We start from the raw sequence: 21206 nt of genomic DNA on the forward strand, positions 1-21206 counted from the left end.
GCCGCCGCTCGGCGGCGCGGACCCGTTGTCAGTGGTGGGCGGCATGATCTGGGCCATGACTACTCCTGCAGCTGTGATCGTCGACGCCACCGCCTACGCCCAGGCGGTCGAGGACGCCGCGCGCGCGGCCGCCGCCTACTACGCGGGCGGTTCCTCCCCGCTGGACGACGACGCCTACGACCGGCTGGCGAGAGGGATCGCCGCGTGGGAGGCCGAGCACCCGGGCGAGGTGCTGCCCGACTCCCCCACCGGCAAGGTCGCCGGCGGCGCGGCCGAGGGGGACGTGCCGCACACGGTGCCGATGCTGAGCCTGGACAACGTGTTCTCGCCGGAGGAGTTCACCGCCTGGACGGCGTCCCTGGCCCGGCGCGTCGACCGCGAGGTCACGCGGTTCAGCGTGGGCCCCAAGCTGGACGGCCTCGCGGTCGCCGCCCGCTACCGGGAGGGCCGCCTCACCCGGCTGATCACCCGGGGCGACGGCACGGCCGGTGAGGACGTCTCGCACGCGATCGGCACCGTGGAGGGGCTGCCCGAGACGCTGGCGGAGCCCGTCACCGTCGAGGTGCGGGGCGAGATCCTGATGACGACGGCCCAGTTCGAGCACGCCAACGAGGTGCGCATCCGGCACGGCGGGCAGCCCTTCGCCAACCCGCGCAACGCGGCCGCGGGCACCCTGCGCGCGAAGGAGCGCGCCTACACGGTGCCGATGACGTTCTTCGGGTACGGCCTGCTGGCCCTGCCCGACACCGACCCGGCACTCGCGGGGCGGCTGGCGGAGCTGCCGTACAGCGAGCTGATGGAGGCGGCGGCCGGGCTCGGCGTGCACACCAGCACCGGTACCGCGGTGCCGGACGTGGTCGTCGAGACGCCCGAGCAGGTGGTGGCCCGGGTCCAGGAGATCGCCGCGCTCCGTGCCGAGCTGCCGTTCGGCATCGACGGGATCGTCGTCAAGGCGGACCTCGCCGCGGACCAGCGGGCCGCCGGGTCGGGCTCGCGGGCGCCGCGGTGGGCGATCGCGTACAAGCTCCCGGCCGTGGAGAAGATCACCCGGCTGCTGGAGGTGGAGTGGAACGTCGGCCGTACCGGCATCATCGCGCCGCGCGGCGTCCTGGAACCGGTGGTCATCGAGGGCTCCACGATCACCTACGCCACGCTGCACAACCCGGCCGACATCACCCGTCGTGGTCTGCGGCTGGGCGACCACGTCATGGTGCACCGCGCCGGTGACGTCATTCCGCGCATCGAGGCGCCGGTCGCACATCTGCGGACGGGCGGGGAACAGCCCATCGTCTTCCCGGAGGCGTGTCCGCGCTGCGGCTCGGACATCGACACGAGCGAGGAGCGCTGGCGGTGCGCGCAGGGCCGCAACTGCCACCTGGTCGCCTCCCTCGCCTACGCCGCGGGGCGGGACCAGCTCGACATCGAGGGGCTCGGCACCACCCGGGTCGTCCAGCTCGTCGAGGCGGGGCTCGTCGCCGACCTGGCCGACCTGTTCCTGCTCCGGCGCGAGCAGTTGCTCGCCCTGGAGCGGATGGGCGAGACCAGCACCGACAACCTGCTCGCCGCGCTGGCCCGGGCCAAGGAGCAGCCGCTGTCCCGGGTGCTGTGCGCGCTGGGCGTCCGGGGCACCGGCCGGTCCATGTCCCGGCGCATCGCCCGGTACTTCGCCACCATGGACCACATACGCGCCGCCGACGCCGGGGCCATGCAGCGGGTCGACGGCATCGGGGTGGAGAAGGCCCCCTCGGTCGTCGCGGAGATCGCCGAACTCGCCCCGCTCATCGACAAGCTCGCCGCGGCCGGTGTCAACATGACCGAGCCCGGCGCGACCCCGCCCCCGCCCGCCGACCCGGACGGCGCGGACGGGGCGACGGCCGAGGCACCGGAGGCCGGCGGGCCGCTGGCGGGCATGAAGGTGGTCGTCACCGGCGCGATGACCGGACACCTGCAACGGCTCAGCCGCAACGAGATGAACGAACTCATCGAGCGGGCCGGCGGACGCGCCTCCTCCAGCGTCTCCAAGAACACGACGCTCGTCGTCGCGGGCGAGGGGGCGGGTTCGAAGCGGGCCAAGGCGGAGCAGCTCGGCGTCCGGCTGGCCACCCCCGAGGAGTTCGCCGTGCTCGTCGCCGACCTGCTGGGCTGAGCACGGGCGCACCTGCACGGAGGGGTTGGCGAGGGGCGCTGGCGGGGGTGTTGGTGACACCCCCGGGCCGGGGGCCGGCCCCACTGATCTTCCTTCCCGGCCCTGAGAGGGTCGTCGGTGAACGGACACCGTCCGCCCGCCGCAGTCGGGCGGCCACGAACAGGGGGAAGACACATGCACCGCAAGCGCCTCGCCGCCGCGGTCCTGCTCGCCGCCGCGCTCACCGGGGTGTTCGCGCCCGCGGCGGCGGCCCACCCGGGCCGTCCCGGCCACCCCGACGCCGTGCAGCGCCAACTGGACCTGCTCACCGCACGCGACGGCGTGCCCGGCGCGCTCGCGTACGACGGCAGGACGACCCGCACCTCCGGCGTCGCCGACCTGGACTCGGGCCGGCCGATGACCGACGAGCGGGGCCGGTTCCGGCTCGCCAGCGACACCAAGGCGTTCACCGCGACCGCGGTGCTGCGGCTGGTGGCGGACGGCCGCCTGGGCCTCGGCGACCGCGCGGGCTCCTACGTGCCGCAGCTCGCCGACAGCCCCATCACCGTACGGCAGTTGCTGAAGCAGACCAGCGGGCTGCCGGAGTACTCGGCGCTGGTGGACTGGACCCGGCCGGGGACGCCCGAGGAGTACCTGGCCCTGGCACTGGACGCGGAGCCCGTCTTCGAGCCCGGTACCGACTGGGGCTACTCCAACACCAACTACCTGGTCCTCGGCATGGTGATCGACGAGGTGTCCGGGGTCGGCTTCCGCACGTACGTGGAGCGCACGATCCTGCGCCCGCTGCACCTGGACGACACCTACTGGCCCGCGCCCGGCGAGCTGGACCTGCGCGGCCCGCACGCCCGGAACTACGGCGTCCATCCGGCGCACCCGCAGGACGGCAGGGTGGACGTGACCGAGCTGCCCGGGTACGAGTTCGGCGCGTCCGGCGGCCTGGTGTCCACTCCCGTCGACCTGAACGCCTTCTGGGACGGTCTGTTCGGCGGCCGCCTGCTGCCGGGCTGGGCGGTGCGCCTGATGACGCGGGACACCACCGACATCGGCGGCCGCGACGTCTACCCGGCGGGCAGTCGCTACGGCTACGGCGTCGCCTCCATCCCGCTCAGTTGCGGCGGCGTCTACTGGGGCCACGGCGGCGACCTGCCCGGCGGTTCGGTGGGCGGTGGCCGGGCCACGGGCGGCCGGGGCACGGTGTCCGTCTACACCACGACCTGGGCGGCCCAGGGCGACAGCCTGCGTCATCTCCAGGGCGCCGTGGACGCGGCCCTGTGCGCCAAGGGGCGCTGAAAGGGAGCCCTTCCAGCCGGGGACCGTGGGGAGTGTACGTTCGTACGCCCCGACGGGTAGGCTCCCGCGCATGACTGTTGACGTACTGCGCCGGCCCGCCCTGGCCGATCGGCGGGCCCGGGTGGCCGTCGCCGTGCTGTTCTTCACCAACGGGGCCCTGTTCGCCAACCTGCTGCCGAGGTATCCGCAGATCAAGGCGGACCTCGGTATCGGGAACGCCGCCTACGGACTGGCCGTGGCGGCGTTCCCGGCCGGAGCCATCACGGCCGGGCTGGCGGCCGGGGTCCTGGTGCGCCGGTTCGGCTCGGCGCGGGTGGCGGTCGGCGGCACGCTGCTGACCGGCGTGGGCATCCTCGCCGCCGGACTCGCGGACTCGGTCGTGGTGTTCGCGGGAGCGCTGTTCCTGGCCGGGGCGATGGACGCCTTCACCGATGTCGCGCAGAACGCCCACGGCCTGCGGGTGCAGCGCCGTTACGGACGTTCCATCATCAACTCCTTCCACGCCATCTGGTCCATCGGCGCCGTCACCGGCGGCTCCATGGCCGCCGCCGCGATCGCGCTGGGCGTCTCGCGGGGCCCGCACCTGCTCTTCTCCGCCGCGGTGTTCGCGGTCGCGGCCTGCGTCGCCCTGCGCTACTGCCTGCCGGGCCCCGAGACCGAGGCGGAACCGGCCGCGGAGACGGGCGCCGAGGACCCCGCGCCGTCGCCGACCCGGGCGCCGGCGGCCGGCCTGCGCACCGGCTGGGTGCTGGCCGCCCTCGTGCTCATCGCCACGGCCGGCACCCTCGTCGAGGACGCGGGCATGTCCTGGGCCACCCTCTACCTCTCCGACTCGCTGCACGCCACGGCGGCGCTGGCCGCGTCCGGGTATGTCGCCCTGGTCGGCGCCCAGTTCGTCGGCCGGATCGTCGGCGACCGGCTCGTGGACCGCTTCGGCCAGCGCGCGGTGGCCCGCTCCGGCGCCCTGATCGCCGCGGTCGGCATGGGTCTGGCGCTGGCCGTGCCGACGGTGCCGGGCACGGTGCTCGGGTTCGCCGCGGCCGGATTCGGGGTGGCGACGCTGGTACCGGCGGCCATGCACGAGGCCGACGAACTGCCCGGCCTCAAGCCCGGATCGGGGCTGACCCTGGTCTCCTGGCTGATGCGGCTCGGCTTCCTGCTCTCGCCTCCGGTAGTGGGGCTGGTCGCCGACGCGACGAGTCTGCGGGTGGGCCTGCTGGTGGTGCCGCTCGCGGGGCTCCTCGTGCTGCTGTGCGCGGGAGTGCTCCGGCCCCGGCACCGCTGAGCCGTACCGCGCGGGCGACGCGCCCCATCGAGAGTGTACGTTCGTACGCTTTCGGGGGTAGGATCGGACGCATGCCGACGGACCACTTCGCGGGCGACTCCCGCACCAACCTCGAACGCATGCAGGCGGGCGACCTCTACATCGCCGACGACCCGGAGATCGCCCGCAGGCAGCAGCAGGCGGTGCGGCTGGCCGCCCGCTACCAGGCCGCCTACACGGAGGACGCGGAGGCGGCGCGACCGCTCCTCGTCGAACTGCTCGGCTCCCTGGGCGCCGAGGCCCATGTGCGGCCGCCGCTGTACGTCGACTACGGCAGCAACATCACCGTCGGCGCGCGCACCTTCGTCAACTACAACCTGACGGCGCTGGACGTCGCGGCGATCACCATCGGCGAGGACTGCCAGATCGGGCCGAACGTCCAGTTGCTCACCCCCACGCACCCCCTGGAGCCCGGTCCCCGGCGGGACAAGCTGGAGGCCGCCCGCCCGATCGTCATCGGCGACAACGTCTGGCTGGGCGGCGGCGCGATCGTGCTGCCGGGCGTCACCATCGGGGACAACTCCGTCATCGGTGCCGGTGCGGTCGTCACCAGGGACGTACCGGCGAACGTCGTGGCGGTCGGCAACCCTGCCCGGCCGGTGCGGAACGTGTAAGTCTGCTCCCATGGCAACCGGACACACGGATCCGCAGCGGCGGGAGCGCATCCTCGCGGCCACCCTCGACCTGATCGCCGAGGAGGGCATCGCACGCGTCTCCCATCGCAGGATCGCGCAGCGCGCGGGGGTACCGCTCGGCTCGATGACGTACCACTTCAGCGGCATCGAGGAGCTGCTGCGGGAGGCGTTCGGCCGGTTCACCGACCACATCGTCGCGGTGTTCGACGAGCATCTCGGCGCCGCCGCCGACCGCGACGAGGCCCGGGCCGCGGTGGCCGACCTCGTGCACGAGCTGTCCGAGGACAGCCAGCGCGACCTGGTGCTCACCCAGGAGCTGTACACGCTCGCCGCGCGGCAACCGGCCTACCGGGAGCTGACCCACGAGTGGATGCGCCGCAGCCGCGTCCACCTGGAGAAGCACTTCGACCCCGACACGGCCCGCCAGCTCGACGCCCTCATCGAGGGCCTGACGCTGCACCGTGCCCTGGCCCGGGAGCCGCACGGCCGCGCCCTCACCCTGGAGGCCATCGCCCGGATCACCACCACGGACCGGCCCGCCCCCTAGGGAACGGCGCCCCCAGCAGCCCGTGCGGCGCGGGCCTGACCCCCGCGCCGCACGGGCCTCCCCCGTCAGCAGACGCCGTCGCCCGGCTTCGGGTTGCCCAGGCCGAACAGGGGCCGCAGTTTGAGGCCCACCCAGGTGCCGGCCAGCGCGAAGGCGCCCCACAGCCAGCCGCTCAGGCTGCCCGAGGCGATGCCCGCCAGGTAGGCGCCGATGTTGCAGCCGCCGGCCAGCCGGGCGCCGATGCCCATCAGTACGCCGCCGAGCACCGCCGCCACGGCGGTACGCCAGGGGATGCCCCGGTGCAGCGCCCAGGTGCCGCCGAGCGAGGCGGCGACGGCCGCGCCGATCATGATGCCGATGTCGGTGAGGCTGGTCTTGTCGGCGAGCACCGGACCGGCCAGCATCTCGGCGTTGCCGGGCCGCTGCCACCAGGTCCAGTTCTCCGGGTGGCCGCCGAGCGCGCCGACCAGCTCCGAGCCCCACAGGCTGAACGCGCTGGTGACACCCCAGGCGCCGCCGGAGACCAGCAGGACGCCCGCGCCGAGCAGGGCCAGCGCGAGGGCGCCGGCAGCCAGCGGCCAGGACCCGCGGACGGCACGGACGGCCGCGCGACGCGCCGAGGGCACGGCACCCAGCGGCGGCGGGTTGCGGCGGGCCTGGATCCGCCGGCTGACCAGCACCACGAGCAGCAGTGCGGCGACGGTCACGGCCCAGGAGCCGAACCAGCCGATGTGCTCGGACAGCACGACGGGCTCCCAGGCCGGGAGGTCCTTCCACAGGTCGAACTGCCAGGCGGCCAGCGTGGCGCCCGCGACGAAGCCGCCCAGGGTCAGCACGATCGACGTCTGCCCCGAGCCGACCGCGAACAGGGTGCCCGAGGCGCAGGCGCCGCCGAGCTGCATGCCGATCGCGAAGAGCGCCGAACCGGCGAACAGACCGACGCCGATCGGCCCGGCGGACGGCGCGGGCTGGGAGCCGAACAGTCCGGTCTCCGTACCGATGACGAGCGCGAACAGGGTGGCCGTGGTGCCGAGGAGCAGGGCGTGCGCCCGCAGCCCGGTCCCGTTGCCGACGGCGACCAGTTGCCGCCAGGCGGAGGTGAAGCCGAACCGGGAGTGGAAGAGGGCGACGCCGAGGCCCAGGCCGAGCAGGAGCAGCACACCGGGCTTGGCGCCGTGCGCGGACCACACGTACGCGGTCAGGGCGGCGGCGAGCAGCCCGGACACGGCGAGCGGCGTCCGCCGCACCGGTGGCAGGGGCGGCGCCTCGGGCCGGGCCGAGGAGGTGGGCGAGGGGGCGAACAGCGGGGTGGACGCGCGCGGCGGTGCGGCCGGGGACGACCCGGCCGGGGGTGCGGTGGTCACGGAAGGATCTCCGGGGTGGTGTGCACGGGACGGCGGACGCGGGCGGACCGGCGGCGCGGGGAGCGCGGCCGGTCCGGAGGGTCAGCGGCGACAGAGGCCGTCGTCGACGCACCACGCCGAGCACGCGAAGAGCGCGAGGCACAGCTGCGGAGCCGATGCATACATGCGTACGAAGATACGGATGGGTGCGCTCCGGATGCCACGCCGTCTCGCCATGCGGATGGCGGGACGGCGTGGAGCCCGTGTCCTCGCGGCCCGGTTACAGCGTGCGCTCCAGGCGGTCCGCCATCAGCTGCACGAACCGGGCGGGCTCCTTGGGCCGGCCGCCCTCGGCGAGCACCGCGAGGGCGTGCAGCAGATCGGCGGTCTCGGTCAGCTCCGCGCGGTCCTGCCGGTCGGTCCAGGCCCGGTTCAGGGACTTCACCAGCTGGTGCTCCGGGTTGAGCTCCAGGATCCGCTTGGCGCCGGGCACCTCCTGGCCCATCGCCCGGTACATGTTCTCCAGGGCGGGCGTCAGCTCACCCGCGTCGGAGACGACGCACGCCGGGGAGACGGTGAGGCGGGAGGAGAGCCGCACCTCCTTGACCTCCTCGCCCAGGTGCTCGGTCATCCAGCCGAGCAGCCCGGCGTACTCCTCGCCCTGCTTCTCCTTCTCGGCCTCGCTCTTGTCCTCGTCGGTGCCGGAGAGGTCGATCTCCCCCTTGGCCACCGAGCGCAGCGTCTTGCCCTCGTACTCCCCCACCGCGTCGACCCAGACCTCGTCGACGGCGTCGGTGAGCAGGAGGACCTCGACGCCCTTGGCCCGGAACGCCTCCATGTGCGGGGAGTTCTCGATGGCCTGCCGGGACTCGCCCGTCATGTAGTAGATGTCGTCCTGCCCGTCCTTCATCCGCTCCACGTAGTCCTTGAGCGCCGTGGGCTCCTCGGCGTCGTGGGTGGAGGCGAACGAGCAGGCGGCGAGGATCGCGTCCCGGTTGTCGGAGTCGGTCACCAGGCCTTCCTTGAGTACCGCGCCGAACTCCCGCCAGAACGTGGCGTAGCGGTCCGGCGCCGACGTCCTGAGGTCCTTGACCGTCGAGAGGACCTTCTTCGTCAGCCGGCGCTGGATCATCCGGATGTGGCGGTCCTGCTGGAGGATCTCGCGGGAGACGTTGAGCGAGAGGTCCTGCGCGTCGACGACGCCCTTGACGAAGCGGAGGTAGGGCGGCAGCAGCTCCTCGCAGTCGTCCATGATGAAGACGCGCTTCACGTACAGCTGGACGCCGCGCTGGTAGCCCTGGGTGAACAGGTCGTGCGGGGCGTGCGAGGGCACGAAGAGCAGGGCCTGGTACTCGAAGGTGCCCTCCGCCTGGAGCCGGATCGTCTCCAGCGGGTCGCGCCAGTCGTGGGCGATGTGCTTGTACAGCTCGTGGTACTCGTCGTCGGACACCTCGTCGCGCGGGCGCGCCCAGAGGGCCTTCATCGAGTTGAGCGTCTCCGCCTCGCGGGCCTCGGCGCCGTCTCCGTCGCCGCCCGGCTCGGGCAGCAGGCGGACCGGCCAGGTGATGAAGTCCGAGTACCGCTTGACGATCTCCTTGATCTTCCACGCGGAGGTGTAGTCGTGCAGCTGGTTCTCGGCGTCGGCGGGCTTGAGGTGCAGCGTGACCGCGGTGCCCTGCGGGGCTTCGCCGATCCGCTCCAGGGTGTACGTGCCCTCGCCGCGGGAGGTCCACCGGGTGCCCTCGGTCTCTCCGGCGTGCCGGGTGACCAGGGTGACCTCGTCCGCCACCATGAAGCCCGAGTAGAAGCCGACGCCGAACTGGCCGATGAGACCGTCGGCCCCGGCCGCGTCCTTGGCCTCCCGCAGCTCCTCCAGGAACTTGGCGGTGCCCGAGTTGGCGATCGTGCCGATCAGCCGGGTGACCTCGTCGTACGACATGCCGATGCCGTTGTCCCGCACGGTCAGGGTGCGGGCGTCCTTGTCGACCTCCAACTCGATGTGCAGGTCGCTCACGTCGGCGTCGGGCGCGTCGTCGCGCAGGGTGGCCAGGCGCAGCTTGTCCAGCGCGTCGGAGGCGTTGGAGACGAGCTCGCGCAGGAAGACATCCTTGTTCGAGTAGACGGAGTGAATCATCAGCTGGAGCAGCTGACGCGCCTCTACCTGGAACTCAAACGTTTCGGTCGTCATGGCTGGTGAGTACCTCACAGGTCCACAGAGTCGTCTGCACTGGTGAGGGCAACTCTAGAACAGCGAGGGCGCGTCCGTCGGCGCCGGCCGGACGACGTCCGCGCCCGTCTCCACCGCCCAGTCCGCCAGCGCCTCGGGCGGGTTCAGCCGCAGGGTCCGCTCGTCGTTGCCGTCCTCGGACGGCACCTCGACGGTGGCGACGACGCGGTGCCGGTCGGCGCCGGTGCCGAAGACGCCTTCGGCGTCCAGCCGGGCCACGGCCGTCTCCATGGCGCGCAGGCGCAGCTCGAACTCCGCGTCCGCCTCGTCGTCCGGCAGGTCGAAGAGGTCGCCACGGGCCTCGAAGAGCGGGCGGACCGGTTCCAGGTGTGCTTCGCCGTAGCAGCAGAACGGGGAGTCCGCGTACGACCACTTGATGTCGAGCGGCGCGCAGCCCTGCCGCTCCGACTCGGCGGCCAGTGCCTCGGCCGACCAGGCGGACAGCGCGGGCCCGTAGCCCTCCCCGGAGGTCACCAACGTGCAGTAGTAGAACCGGTGGTCGGGGTGCTCGCGGAACAGGTCGAGCAGGGCGGCGCGGGCCGCCCGGTGGACGGCGTCGGCCAGTTCGGACTCGGTGGGCTGCACGGTGGGCTCCGGGGCGGGCGGACGGGAGGTACGAGGCGGGGGAAGCCTAACGACACCCCCTAGCCGTGCAGCGACCGGTACGCCGCGGCCGCTCCCGGGTGCAGCGGCACGCCGCCGGTGCCGATGAGGCTGCGGACGTCGAGGAACTGGGCGCCGACGGCGTGGTCCGGCACGAACTCGGGGGCTCGTCGCACCAGGAGGCGGGTGAGGGTGCCGGCGAGGGCGGGGTCCAAGTCGGGGCGGCACACCAGGAGGTTGGAGACGCCGACGGTCGCGACACCTGCCGAGGCGCGGTACGCGCTCTGCGGCAGGGACACCTCCTCCAGTCCCGAGGCGGCCATGCCGTCCCGGCCGCCGGCGAGACCGGGCAGCAGACCGGCCAGCGGCAGGAAGCGCAGGCCGGGATCGCGGTCCAGGTCGGAGAGGGTGGGCAGCGGCACGCCGCCCGCGACCAGCAGTCCGACCACGGAGCCCGCCCGCAGGGCCGCCGCCGCGTCGGCCAGCCGCAGGTGCCGTACCGGGACGTCGGTGCCGGGCCTCAGACCCGCGGCGCTCAGCAGCCGGGCGCCGAGGTGGGCCGCGCCGGAGCCGACGGCGCCCAGCGAGACGGGGTGTCCGGCCAGGTCGGCCACGCCGTGCACGGGGGCGTCGGCGCGTACGGCGAACTGGAGGTACGTCTCGTAGACCCGGCCGATCGCCCTCAGGGGCACCGGCCGCGGGAAGAGCCCGGTGCCCTGGGCGGCGCGGGCCGTGTCGGTGAGGACGAGGCCGAGATCGGCCTCGCCGTCGCGGAGCAGTTCGATGTTGGTGATGCTGCCCGCGGTGGTGCGGACGTGGCAGCGCAGCCCGGGGTGGGCCGCCTCCACCTGGTCGGCGAGGAGCCGGCCGAAGGCGGCGTAGAAGGCGGTCGGTTCGCCGGTGGCCAGCCGCAGCACACCGTCCGGTCCGGAGCGCCCGTGCGCGAGGTCACCGGCGAGTACGCCGCCGAGGGCACCCGCGGCGGCGGTACCGAACGCGGCCCGCAGGACCCCACGCCGGTTCACCGGTCCTCTCCCCCGGCGGGCACACCCGGTACGACGGCTCGGGTCCGCAGGCCGCGCGGGTGCGCCGGGGTCAGTTCCAGGCGGCCGCCGCGGCCCGCCAGGAGTTGCTCGGCGATGGCGAGGCCCAGGCCCGTGCCGGACGTCCCGGCCTGGCGGGCCGAGCGCCAGAACCGGGTGGTGGCCCGGTCGATCTCCTCCGCCCGCAGCCCGGGGCCGTCGTCGGTGACGGTGACGACCGCGTACGGGCCCTCGGCGGCGCAGCGCAGCCGGACGTGGGCGCCGTCACCCGCGTACTTGATCGCGTTGTCCAGCAGGATGTCCGTCACCTGGGCCAGTTCCCGGTCGGTGCAGGCCGCCGGGACCGGCCCGGCCGCCTCGGCGGTGAGGCGGACCGCGGCGCGGCGCGCGACCGGTTCCCACAGCCGGTGCCGGCCCAGCGTGACCTCGGCGGCGTCGCAGTGTGCGCCCGGGTCGTCGGTGACCGTGAGCTCCCCGGCCCGGTGCTCGGCGGCGGCGAGGGCCAGGATGTCGTCGAGCAGGGTCTCCAGCCGGTCGAGTTCGGTGTTGACCCCGGCGTAGGTGCGCTCGCCGGTGGGGCGCAGGTGGGTCCGGAGGGCGTCCACCCGCAGCCGGAGGGCGGCCATGGGGTTGCGCATCTGGTGGGAGGTGTCGGCGACCAGCCTGCGCTGCTGTTCCAGTGCGGCGGTGACGGTGCGGGCCATGCGGTTGAAGCCGGTGGCGAGCTGGCGCAGCTCGGGCGGTCCGCCGACGGAGGCGGAGCCGCGCTGCCCCGGCGGGCCGCCGGACACGGTGTGCTCGGGCGGGAGCCCCGCCGCCAGCTCCCCGACCGCGCGGTCGAGCTAGCGCAGCGGGCTGACCACCCACCGGGTCGCCGCCCGGGCCAGTACCGTGCAGGCGAGGGCGACCAGCGCGGTGCCGGCCAGCACGGCGGCCCAGCGCCGGGCGATGTCCCCGGCGGCCGTGTCCACGTCGGCGCGCAGCACCACGGCGCCGGAGACCTGGGTGCCGGTGCCCGCCGGCGTCGCGAACATGCGGTGCCCGCGGGACCAGGGACGCAGGGCGGCGCGCGGGTGCGCGCTCTGGTTGCGCAGGGCCGCGTCGATCAGCCGGGCGACGGAGGGGTCGGCGGCCCGCATGCCGCCGGTCTGCACGACGGGGTGGCCGCGGGTGTCGGTGACGACGAGGGGTTCGCCGTAGAGCTGGGTGTAGCGCCGGGCCTCGGCGGCGATCGCCGAGGTGTCGCCGTTGCCCGCCGCCCGGTCCATGAGGGACGCGAAGCGGTCCAGGTCGGAGCTGCGGGCGAGGACCAGCTGCTGGGTGCGGTCGGAGGCGGTGAACAGCAGCAGCGGGACGGCGAAGGCGGCCACCGCCAGCACGCCGAACAGCAGCAGCACGGTCTGTACCCGGGTGCGCACGCGCGGTCCTCAGTCGCCGAGTCGGAAGCCGAAGCCCCGGATCGTGGTGAGCAGCTCCGGGCGGCCCAGCTTGGCCCGCAACTGGGTGAGGTGCACGTCCAGGGAGCGGGACACGGCGTGGTAGGCGTCGCCCCACACCTCGTCGAGCACCTGCTCACGGCTGACCGCCGTTCCGGCCCGGCGCGCCAGCACGGCGAGGACGTCGAACTCCTTGGTGGTCAGCTCCACCTCCGCCCCGTCGACGCGGACCTGCCGGGCGTCCAGCGCGATCTCCACGTCACCGACGCGCACGGTACGGGCGCTGCGCGGCGCCCGGGCGGCGGCCGTGCGCCGGGTGACGGCCTCGATGCGGGCCAGCAGCTCGGTCAGCCGCACCGGCTTGACGAGGTAGTCGTCGGCGCCGAGCCGCAGCCCCCGCACCACCGAGCGCTCGTCGCCGCGCGCCGTCAGCACCAGCACGGACAGGTCGCTGACCGCCCGCAGCCTGCGCAGCACCTCCAGGCCGTCCACGTCGGGCAGGCCGAGGTCGAGGAGGAGCAGGTCCGAGCTGCGGTGGTAGGTCAGCACGTCCCTGCCGCGGGTGACCCGCCGGGTGATGTGGCCGTGGTCGTACAGGACCTCCACGAGCGCTCCGGCGACGCCGTCGTCGTCCTCGGCCAGCAGTATCTGCATCCTGCCGCCTCCCTTCCCGGTCGCAGTGCCCACGTCGGAATGCCTGCGTCCGGATGTCTGCGTCCGAATGTAGACCACGCTCGGCGGCACGTTACGCCTGGTCCGCAGGGTGGACGGGCGGGGCGGGGCTCTTGTTAAGGGGAGGTTAGTTCTGTGTCCGGTCGGCTCCCGGCCGCCGGGCGGGCGGGGAGAGGCTGCCGCGGTCGACGACGACCCGATCCCGGAGGACGCAGCCCATGATCATCGACTGTCACGGTCACTACACCACGGCCCCGCCGGCCCTGGCCGCCTGGCGGGAACGGCAGATCGCCGCCCTGGCCGGCTCGGCGGCGGCACCCTCGCCCGCCGACCTGCGGATCAGCGACGACGAACTGCGCGAGAGCGTCGAGCCGAACCAGTTGCGGATGATGGACGAGCGCGGCATCGACGTCACCGTCTTCTCACCCCGGGCGTCGTTCATGGCGCACCACGTGGGTGACTTCCGCACCTCGGCCGCGTGGGCGGCGCTCTGCAACGAGCTGTGCCACCGCGTCGCCGGTCTCTACCCCGAGCGCTTCGTCCCGGCCGCGATGCTGCCGCAGTCGCCGGGCGTCGACCCGGCCACCTGCGTCCCGGAGCTGACGCGCTGCGTCGAGGAGTACGGCGCGGTCGCGGTGAACCTCAACCCCGACCCCTCGGGCGGCCACTGGACCGCTCCCCCGCTCACCGACCGCTCCTGGTACCCGCTCTACGAGAAGCTGGTCGAGTACGACGTCCCGGCGATGGTCCACGTCAGCACGAGCGTGAACCCGGCCTTCCACACCACCGGCGCGCACTACCTCAACGCCGACACCACGGCGTTCATGCAGCTGGTGCAGGGAGACCTGTTCGCGGACTTCCCCACCCTGCGGCTGGTGCTCCCGCACGGCGGCGGCGCGGTGCCGTACCACTGGGGCCGGTTCCGCGGGCTGGCCATGGCGCTGGGCAAACCGCCGCTGGAGGAGCACGTCCTCGGCAACGTCTTCTTCGACACCTGCGTGTACCACCAGCCCGGCATCGACCTGCTGCTCGACGTGGTCCCGGCCCGCAACGTGCTGTTCGCCTCCGAGATGATCGGCGCGGTGCGGGACGTCGACCCGTGCACGGGCCACCACTTCGACGACACCCGGCGCTATGTCGAGGCGTCCGCCCTGTCCGCGGAGCAGGTCGCCGCCGTGCGGGAGCACAACGCACGGTCGGTGTACCCGCGCCTGGACGCGCTGCTGAAGCGACAGGGGCGCTGACATGACCACCCTCGCGCCCAAGACCCCCGGCTGGCTGGACTGGCACCCGGCCCCGTCCGAGCCCTCCTTCCGGCTGCCGCCCGGCACGGTCGACGCCCACTGCCACGTGTTCGGTCCGCAGGCGGAGTTCCCGTTCGCCCCGGAGCGCAAGTACACGCCCTGCGACGCGGGCAAGGACCGGCTCTTCGCCCTCCGGGACCATCTCGGCGTGGACCGCCAGGTGATCGTGCAGGCCACCTGCCACGGTGCCGACAACAGCGCCATGCTCGACGCGGTGCGGGCGAGCGGCGGGCGGGCGCGCGGCGTGGCGACCGTCCGGCCGGACGTCAGTGATGCCGAGCTGCGGGCGCTGGACGCGGCGGGTGTGCGCGGGGTGCGGTTCAACTTCGTGCGCCGGCTGGTCGACGCGTCGCCCAAGGACGCCCTGCGCACGATCGCACGGCGGATCGCCCCGCTCGGCTGGCACGTCGTCCTCTACTTCGAGAGCGCCGACCTGCCCGAACTGGCGGGCTTCTTCACCTCCTTGCCCACGCCGCTGGTCGTGGACCACATGGGGCGCCCGGACGTGACGAAGCCGGTGGACGGCCCCGAGTTCTCGCGTTTCCTGCGCTTCACCGACCGGGGCGAGGTGTGGGTCAAGGTGTCCTGTCCCGAGCGGCTGAGCGTGAGCGGACCCGCCGCGCTGGACGGGGAGCGCGCGCCCTACGCCGACGTCCTGCCCTTCTCCCGCCGCGTCGTCGAGGAGTTCGGCGACCGCGTGCTGTGGGGCACGGACTGGCCGCATCCCAACCTCACCGACCACATGCCCGACGACGGCCTCCTCGTCGACCACGTACGGCGGATCGCCGTCACCGAGGAGCAGCAACGCCGGCTGCTGGTCGACAACCCGGCCCGCCTGTACTGGCCCGGCGACCGGTGAGCCGCTCCCCCTCCCGGCCGTCGCTCCGGCCGTCGCCGTCCCCGATCCCCGCGACAAGGACCCCGTCATGCAGCACGCCAACGCACTGAACCGGCTGGACCGGCTGCCGGTCTCCCGGTTCCACAAAGTCACCCTGCTCGCCGTGTCGTTCGCCTACTTCTTCGAGTTCGCGGACATCAACACCTTCGCCACCACCGCCCCCAAACTGGTCGACCTGTGGGGCCTCTCGGTCGACCAGGTCGCCTACGTCACCTCGCTGTCGTTCGTCGGCATGTTCCTCGGCTCGGTCGTCGCCGGTACCGTGGCCGACCGCCTGGGCCGCAAGCGGACGCTGCTGCTGACGACGCTGTTCTTCGGCGTCTTCTCGTTCGCGTCGGCGTTCTCCTGGGACCTGGTGTCGCTGACCGTCTTCCGGGTGCTGACCTCGGCCGGTCTGGCGGCGATGACCGTGGTCGCGGTCATCTACGTCAACGAGATGTACCCCTCGGCCGTGCGCGGCAAGTACCAGGCGTACGCCATCGTCATCGGCATCTGCGGCACCCCGGTCACCAACCTCGTCGCGAGCGGGGTCGTGCCGCTCGCCGACTGGACCTGGCGCCTGGTCTACCTGTGGGGCTCGCTCGGCATCCTGCTCGTCCTGTTCACCCGGCACCTCAAGGAGTCCCCGCGGTGGCACGAGAGCCGTGGGGACCACGCGAGCGCGGACGCCGTGCTGCGTGAGATCGAGGGATCGGTCGCCGCCGAGCACGGACCGCTGCCCGAGCCGGCGCCCCCGATCCGGGAGGAGTCGGTGGCCAAGGCCCCGCTGAGGCTGCTGCTCCAGCGCAAGTACCTGCTGCCGACGCTGCTGCTCACCGTCATGTGGGTCACCCAGACCATCGGCTTCTTCGGCTTCTCGAGCTGGGCACCGACCCTGCTGGCCAAGGAGGGCTTCAGCGTCGAGAAGTCGGTCTTCTACGTGGCGCTGACCACCGTCGGCGCGCCGCTCGGCTCGTATCTGGCCGCCCTCGTGACCGACCGGTTCGAACGCAAGTGGTGCCTGGCCGCCTTCGGCACGCTGATCGCCGTGTGCGGGCTCCTGTACGGCCTCACGTTCGACCCGGTGCTCATCATCGTGTTCGGCTTCCTGGTCAACCTCTTCGAGCGCGGTTACACGGCACTCGGCTACGCCTACTCGCCCGAGCTGTTCGACACGCGGGGACGCTCCCTGGGCACCAGCGTGTCGTACGGGCTCGGCCGGCTGTCCAACGCCGCGGGGCCGCTGATCGTCGCGGCCCTCTACAACGCGCACGGCTACCGGAGCGTCTTCTACTTCATCGCCGGCACCTGGCTGGTCGGTGCGATCGCGCTGAGTGTCTTCGGACCGCGCACCCGCGCGGCCCGGAACGCCGCCGCACCCCGCAAGGAGCAGGACCCCGTGGCGGGCTGAGGCGGTGTCAGACCACCCGAGCGAGCTCGCCGCGCAGCGCGGTCGCCTTGCCCAGGAGGCCGCGCATGACGACGACGAGCATGGCGAAGGCGGCGCCGGCACCGACGCAGGCGACCGCGGCGCCGAGTGCGCCCAGCGTCTGCATGCCGTCGTCGGGGGTGGGGATCTCCGCGACGGCCAGGTGCACGGCGACGCCGAACGCCAGCAGTGTGGCCACGACCGTGGCCCCGATGACGGTGTCGACCCAGCGGAACGCCCGCCGGGAGAAGACGGCGTCGCGCTCGACCATGCCGAGCAGCATCCACACGGCGGCGAGCGCGACCTGGACGCAGGCGACGCCGAGGATCGCCACCGTCGCGTAGGGCACGGCGAAGGGTTCGTAGGGCGGGAAGCGGTCGGCCTCGTCGGACGCCGTGGTGGGGATGACGACGATCTGCCCGAAGAGGCCGAGCAGGACCCCGGCGGCGGCAGCGGCGCGGAGCGCGGCGATGAAGAGACGGTGCATGTACCGATCTTCAACGGAATCGGTCGAAAATCAATCGCCTTCGCCGAAAGGCGGCCGCCGCCGCTCCTGCGAGGAGTTCCGTCAGCAGCGTTGACTTCGAGTCAACAGCCCTGCACATTACTTAAAAGTAGAACCGCCGGGTAACCCGCTGCCGCCTCCTCCCGAAGAAGAGAGAGCACATGCCGAAGCCTGCCCTTCGCCGTGTCATGACCGCGACAGTCGCCGCCGTCGGCACGCTCGCCCTCGGCCTCACCGACGCCACCGCCCACGCCGCGCCCACCCTGGACTACGTCGCCCTCGGCGACAGCTACAGCGCCGGCTCGGGCGTCCTGCCCGTCGACCCCACCAACCTGCTCTGTCTGCGTTCGACGGCCAACTACCCCCACGTCGTCGCGGACACGACGGGCGCCCGCCTCAAGGACGTCACCTGCGGCGGCGCGCAGACCGCCGACTTCGCACAGGCCCAGTACCCGGGCGTCGCACCCCAGTTGGACGCGCTCGGCACCGACACGGACCTGGTCACGCTCACCATCGGCGGCAACGACAACGGCACCTTCATCAACGCCATCACGGCCTGCGGCACGGCGGGTGTCCTCAGCGGCGGCAAGGGCAGCCCCTGCAAGGACAAGCACGGCACCTCCTTCGACGACGAGATCGAGGCCAACACGTACCCCGCGCTCAAGGAAGCGCTGCTCGGCGTCCGCGCCAGGGCTCCGCACGCCAGGGTGGCGGCCCTCGGCTACCCGTGGATCACCCCGGCCGCCGCCGACCCGTCCTGCTTCCTGAAGCTGCCCGTCGCCGCCGGTGACGTGCCCTACCTCCGGGCCATCCAGGCGCACCTGAACGACGCGGTCCGGCGCGCCGCCGAGGAGACCGGAGCCACCTACGTGGACTTCTCCGGGGTGTCCGACGGCCACGACGCCTGCGAGGCCCCCGGCACCCGCTGGATCGAACCGCTGCTGTTCGGGCACAGCCTCGTTCCCGTCCACCCCAACGCCCTCGGCGAGCGGCGCATGGCCGAGCACACGATGGACGTCCTCGGTCTGGACTGACCTCCGGTCACCGCCCGCGTACGCTCTTCCCGTGCCGTCCTCCCGCCTGCGCCGCGTCGCCGTCCTCGTCCTGGAGGGCGCCAAACCCCTCGACGTCGGCATTCCGGCGCAGGTCTTCACGACGCGCGCGAGCATGCCGTACGAGGTGCGGGTGTGCGGCGCGGCGCCCGGCCTGGTGACCGGCGGTGACGGCCTGTCGTACCACGTCGCCCACGGCCTCGACGCCCTGGCGTGGGCCGACCTGGTCTTCCTTCCCGGTTACCGTTCCCCCGACGCCGAGGACCCGCCGCGGACCGTCCTCGACGCGCTGACGGCGGCCCACGACCGGGGAGCACGGCTCGCCGCCATCTCCACCGGCGCGTTCGCGCTCGCCGCCACGGGTCTGCTCGACGGCAGGCGGGCCACCACGCACTGGCACTACACCCGGGCGCTCGCGGCGAAGCACCCGGGCGTGCGGGTCGACGAGAACGTGCTGTTCGTGGACGAGGGCAGTGTCCTGACGTCCGCGGGCGCCGCCTCCGGCATCGACCTGTGCCTGCACATCCTGCGCGGCGACCTCGGAGTGGCCGCCTCGAACCACGCGGCCCGGCGCCTGGTCGCGGCCCCCTACCGCAGCGGCGGCCAGGCCCAGTACGTGCCGCGCAGCGTCCCGGAGCCGCTCGGCGAGCGGTTCGCCGCCACCCGCGAGTGGGCACTGCGCCGGCTCGGTGAGCCGCTCACCCTGGAGGCGCTGGCCCGGCACGCGGCGGTGTCGGCGCGCACCCTCTCCCGGCGCTTCGTCGAGGACACCGGGTACACCCCGATGCAGTGGATCATGCGGGCCCGTATCGACCTGGCCCGTGAGCTGCTCGAACGCTCCGAGCGCGGCGTCGAGCAGATCGCCGCCGAGGTGGGCCTGGGCACCGGCGCCAACCTGCGGCTGCACTTCCAGCGCATCCTCGGGACCACGCCCAGCGAGTACCGGCGCACCTTCGCCCGGGGCGAATAGCCGGGCCGCGCGCCGCCACCCTCGCCTGGCGTGATCCTTTCGAACCGTGGCACTCACGCCGCTGCCACCCGACCCCGGCGTGCGCGAGCCTGGTGGCGAAGGACCTGGTGGCGAAACGAAGGGACACACCACTCATGACTCGCATCGGCATCAACGGATTCGGCCGCATCGGGCGCAACGTGCTGCGCGCACTGCTCGAACGCGACACGAAGCTCGAGGTCGTCGCCGTCAACGACCTCACGGAGCCCGCCACCCTGGCCCGTCTGCTCGCCTTCGACTCGACGGCCGGCCGGCTCGGCCGCCCGGTGACGGTCGACGGGGACACCCTGGTCGTCGACGGGCACCGCATCAAGGTGCTCGCCGAGCGCGAACCGGCCCGGCTGCCCTGGGCCGAGCTGGGCGTCGACATCGTGCTGGAGGCGACCGGCCGCTTCACCTCGGCCGACGCCGCCCGCGCCCACCTCACCGCGGGCGCGCGGAAGGTCCTGGTCAGCGCGCCGTCGAGCGGTGCGGACGTGACGCTCGCGTACGGCGTGAACACCGACGCCTACGACCCGGCCGCGCACACGATCGTCTCCAACGCCTCCTGCACCACCAACGCCCTCGCGCCGCTCGCCGCGGTGCTGGACGAGCTGGCCGGCATCGAGCACGGCTTCATGACCACGGTGCACGCCTACACACAGGAGCAGAACCTCCAGGACGGCCCGCACCGTGACGCGCGCCGCGCCCGCGCCGCCGGGGTGAACATCGTCCCGACCACGACCGGCGCCGCCAAGGCGATCGGCCTGGTGCTGCCGGGCCTCGACGGCAAGCTGTCGGGCGACTCGATCCGGGTGCCGGTCCCGGTGGGCTCGATCGTCGAGCTGAACACGACCGTCGCCCGCGACGTGACGCGCGAGGACGTCCTGGCCGCCTACCGCGCCGCCGCCGACGGGCCGCTCGCCGGTGTGCTGGAGTACTCGGACGACCCGCTGGTCTCCTCCGACATCACGGGCAACCCGGCCTCGTCGATCTTCGACTCGGCACTGACCCGCGTGGACGGACGTCACGTCAAGGTGGTCGCCTGGTACGACAACGAGTGGGGCTTCTCGAACCGCGTGATCGACACCCTCGGACTGCTCGCCACACGCTGAACGGGCAGCCGATTCGGCATCACCGGGGGTCACACGTAACAATGGTGCGATGAGCAATTCCAAGGTTTACTTCGACATCGACATCGACGGCCAGGATGCGGGCCGCATCGTCTTCGAACTCTTCGAGGACGTCACCCCCAAGACCGCCAGGAACTTCCTGGAGCTGGCCACCGGCGAGCACGGCTTCGGCTACGCGGGTTCCCCGTTCCACCGTGTGATCCCGCAGTTCATGCTCCAGGGCGGTGACTTCACCAAGGGCAACGGCACCGGGGGCAAGAGCATCTACGGCGAGAAGTTCGCGGACGAGAACTTCCAGCTGAAGCACACCGAGCCGTACCTCCTGTCCATGGCGAACGCGGGTCCGAACACCAACGGCTCGCAGTTCTTCGTCACCACCGTCCCCACCCCGTGGCTGGACGGCAAGCACGTCGTCTTCGGCAAGGTCGTCGAGGGCACGGACGTGGTGGACAAGATCGAGGGCTACGGCTCCTCGCCCGCGGGCAAGACCTCCAAGGAGATCAAGGTGCGCGCGTCCGGCAAGCTGTAAGGCCTGATCAGCCCTACGAGGACCTGAACCGACGGGGGTCCGCCGCATTCGGTGCGGCGGGCCCCCGTTCCCGTCCCGTCTGGTGGGGTGCGCCAGGTGGTGCGACGCTGGGGTGGAGGAGCG

At 73.0% G+C, this 21206-nt stretch carries 20 protein-coding genes; 12 read left to right on the forward strand and 8 right to left on the reverse strand.

Annotated features, from left to right (window positions below; translation table 11 throughout):
• Positions 1-55: 55 nt before the first annotated feature.
• From ligA to Sru02f_RS22170, 5 genes are all read left to right on the forward strand, one after another.
• Entirely contained in the window at positions 56-2146 is a 2091-nt protein-coding gene (gene ligA / locus Sru02f_RS22150; RefSeq protein WP_174855093.1) for an NAD-dependent DNA ligase LigA, read from the forward strand.
• Between the two features lie 174 nt (positions 2147-2320).
• On the forward strand, positions 2321-3436 hold the full coding sequence (locus Sru02f_RS22155) for a serine hydrolase domain-containing protein (protein ID WP_109032280.1): 1116 nt from the start codon (positions 2321-2323) through the stop codon (positions 3434-3436).
• Positions 3437-3506: 70 nt separating this feature from the next.
• Positions 3507-4721: an MFS transporter gene (locus Sru02f_RS22160; protein ID WP_109032279.1), complete on the forward strand. Its 1215-nt coding sequence runs from the start codon at positions 3507-3509 to the stop codon at positions 4719-4721.
• A 71-nt stretch (positions 4722-4792) separates the two neighbouring features.
• A complete protein-coding gene (locus Sru02f_RS22165; RefSeq protein ID WP_109032278.1) occupies positions 4793-5374 on the forward strand; it encodes a sugar O-acetyltransferase in 582 nt (193 codons plus the stop codon).
• Positions 5375-5384: 10 nt separating this feature from the next.
• Positions 5385-5942 (forward strand): TetR/AcrR family transcriptional regulator, encoded by a 558-nt coding sequence (locus Sru02f_RS22170; protein WP_109032277.1) that lies wholly within the window; start codon positions 5385-5387, stop codon positions 5940-5942.
• Positions 5943-6007: 65 nt separating this feature from the next.
• On the opposite strand, the gene Sru02f_RS22175 is transcribed toward Sru02f_RS22170, so the two are convergent.
• From Sru02f_RS22175 to Sru02f_RS22205, 7 genes are all read right to left on the reverse strand, one after another.
• Entirely contained in the window at positions 6008-7306 is a 1299-nt protein-coding gene (locus tag Sru02f_RS22175; protein ID WP_109032276.1) for a YeeE/YedE family protein, read from the reverse strand.
• 259 nt (positions 7307-7565) lie between these two features.
• Complete coding sequence (gene htpG / locus Sru02f_RS22180) at positions 7566-9473, reverse strand: molecular chaperone HtpG (protein ID WP_109032275.1); 1908 nt, start codon at positions 9471-9473, stop codon at positions 7566-7568.
• Between the two features lie 54 nt (positions 9474-9527).
• On the reverse strand, positions 9528-10097 hold the full coding sequence (locus Sru02f_RS22185) for a DUF4303 domain-containing protein (protein WP_109032274.1): 570 nt from the start codon (positions 10095-10097) through the stop codon (positions 9528-9530).
• Between the two features lie 59 nt (positions 10098-10156).
• The gene (locus Sru02f_RS22190) at positions 10157-11140 is read right to left on the reverse strand and encodes a TAXI family TRAP transporter solute-binding subunit (RefSeq protein ID WP_109032273.1); all 984 of its coding nucleotides are present in this window, start codon (positions 11138-11140) and stop codon (positions 10157-10159) included.
• Entirely contained in the window at positions 11137-11949 is an 813-nt protein-coding gene (locus Sru02f_RS22195) for a sensor histidine kinase (protein ID WP_373103515.1), read from the reverse strand. The genes Sru02f_RS22190 and Sru02f_RS22195 overlap by 4 nt, the downstream gene beginning before the upstream one ends.
• Positions 11950-12000: 51 nt before the next feature.
• Positions 12001-12576 (reverse strand): hypothetical protein, encoded by a 576-nt coding sequence (locus Sru02f_RS22200; RefSeq protein WP_373103518.1) that lies wholly within the window; start codon positions 12574-12576, stop codon positions 12001-12003.
• A gap of 9 nt (positions 12577-12585) precedes the next feature.
• Positions 12586-13248 (reverse strand): response regulator transcription factor, encoded by a 663-nt coding sequence (locus Sru02f_RS22205; RefSeq protein ID WP_109032271.1) that lies wholly within the window; start codon positions 13246-13248, stop codon positions 12586-12588.
• A 236-nt stretch (positions 13249-13484) separates the two neighbouring features.
• On the opposite strand from Sru02f_RS22205, the gene Sru02f_RS22210 reads away from it, so the two are divergent.
• The 3 genes from Sru02f_RS22210 (at position 13485) to Sru02f_RS22220 (ending at position 16858) form a co-directional block, all read left to right on the forward strand.
• Positions 13485-14510: an amidohydrolase family protein gene (locus Sru02f_RS22210; protein WP_109032270.1), complete on the forward strand. Its 1026-nt coding sequence runs from the start codon at positions 13485-13487 to the stop codon at positions 14508-14510.
• A gap of 1 nt (position 14511) precedes the next feature.
• Positions 14512-15429 (forward strand): amidohydrolase family protein, encoded by a 918-nt coding sequence (locus Sru02f_RS22215; protein ID WP_109032269.1) that lies wholly within the window; start codon positions 14512-14514, stop codon positions 15427-15429.
• Between the two features lie 67 nt (positions 15430-15496).
• Complete coding sequence (locus tag Sru02f_RS22220; protein WP_109032268.1) at positions 15497-16858, forward strand: MFS transporter; 1362 nt, start codon at positions 15497-15499, stop codon at positions 16856-16858.
• Positions 16859-16865: 7 nt separating this feature from the next.
• On the opposite strand, the gene Sru02f_RS22225 is transcribed toward Sru02f_RS22220, so the two are convergent.
• Positions 16866-17363: a DUF2975 domain-containing protein gene (locus Sru02f_RS22225; protein WP_109032267.1), complete on the reverse strand. Its 498-nt coding sequence runs from the start codon at positions 17361-17363 to the stop codon at positions 16866-16868.
• Positions 17364-17542: 179 nt separating this feature from the next.
• Here Sru02f_RS22225 and Sru02f_RS22230 point away from each other — a divergent pair, with 179 nt between their 5' ends.
• The 4 genes from Sru02f_RS22230 to Sru02f_RS22245 all read left to right on the forward strand — a co-directional run bounded on the left by Sru02f_RS22230 (position 17543) and on the right by Sru02f_RS22245 (position 21083).
• Positions 17543-18415 (forward strand): SGNH/GDSL hydrolase family protein, encoded by an 873-nt coding sequence (locus tag Sru02f_RS22230; RefSeq protein WP_109032266.1) that lies wholly within the window; start codon positions 17543-17545, stop codon positions 18413-18415.
• A gap of 31 nt (positions 18416-18446) precedes the next feature.
• Positions 18447-19403 (forward strand): GlxA family transcriptional regulator, encoded by a 957-nt coding sequence (locus Sru02f_RS22235; protein ID WP_109032265.1) that lies wholly within the window; start codon positions 18447-18449, stop codon positions 19401-19403.
• Positions 19404-19537: 134 nt separating this feature from the next.
• Positions 19538-20536 (forward strand): type I glyceraldehyde-3-phosphate dehydrogenase, encoded by a 999-nt coding sequence (gene gap, locus Sru02f_RS22240; RefSeq protein ID WP_109032264.1) that lies wholly within the window; start codon positions 19538-19540, stop codon positions 20534-20536.
• Positions 20537-20585: 49 nt separating this feature from the next.
• Positions 20586-21083: a peptidylprolyl isomerase gene (locus Sru02f_RS22245; RefSeq protein WP_109032263.1), complete on the forward strand. Its 498-nt coding sequence runs from the start codon at positions 20586-20588 to the stop codon at positions 21081-21083.
• Positions 21084-21206 lie beyond the last annotated feature (123 nt).

The organism is Streptomyces rubrogriseus, from assembly GCF_027947575.1.
GTDB lineage: Bacteria > Actinomycetota > Actinomycetes > Streptomycetales > Streptomycetaceae > Streptomyces > Streptomyces rubrogriseus.

Coding starts and splice junctions, on each gene's coding strand:
- Sru02f_RS22225 (WP_109032267.1), bottom strand. CDS start 17,363: ATGCACCGTCTCTTCATCGCCGCGCTCCGCGCCGCTGCCGCCGCCGGG.
- Sru02f_RS22170 (WP_109032277.1), top strand. CDS start 5,385: ATGGCAACCGGACACACGGATCCGCAGCGGCGGGAGCGCATCCTCGCG.
- ligA (WP_174855093.1), top strand. CDS start 56: ATGACTACTCCTGCAGCTGTGATCGTCGACGCCACCGCCTACGCCCAG.
- Sru02f_RS22220 (WP_109032268.1), top strand. CDS start 15,497: ATGCAGCACGCCAACGCACTGAACCGGCTGGACCGGCTGCCGGTCTCC.
- Sru02f_RS22210 (WP_109032270.1), top strand. CDS start 13,485: ATGATCATCGACTGTCACGGTCACTACACCACGGCCCCGCCGGCCCTG.
- Sru02f_RS22165 (WP_109032278.1), top strand. CDS start 4,793: ATGCCGACGGACCACTTCGCGGGCGACTCCCGCACCAACCTCGAACGC.
- Sru02f_RS22215 (WP_109032269.1), top strand. CDS start 14,512: ATGACCACCCTCGCGCCCAAGACCCCCGGCTGGCTGGACTGGCACCCG.
- Sru02f_RS22230 (WP_109032266.1), top strand. CDS start 17,543: ATGCCGAAGCCTGCCCTTCGCCGTGTCATGACCGCGACAGTCGCCGCC.
- gap (WP_109032264.1), top strand. CDS start 19,538: ATGACTCGCATCGGCATCAACGGATTCGGCCGCATCGGGCGCAACGTG.
- htpG (WP_109032275.1), bottom strand. CDS start 9,473: ATGACGACCGAAACGTTTGAGTTCCAGGTAGAGGCGCGTCAGCTGCTC.
- Sru02f_RS22205 (WP_109032271.1), bottom strand. CDS start 13,248: ATGCAGATACTGCTGGCCGAGGACGACGACGGCGTCGCCGGAGCGCTC.
- Sru02f_RS22245 (WP_109032263.1), top strand. CDS start 20,586: ATGAGCAATTCCAAGGTTTACTTCGACATCGACATCGACGGCCAGGAT.
- Sru02f_RS22155 (WP_109032280.1), top strand. CDS start 2,321: ATGCACCGCAAGCGCCTCGCCGCCGCGGTCCTGCTCGCCGCCGCGCTC.
- Sru02f_RS22160 (WP_109032279.1), top strand. CDS start 3,507: ATGACTGTTGACGTACTGCGCCGGCCCGCCCTGGCCGATCGGCGGGCC.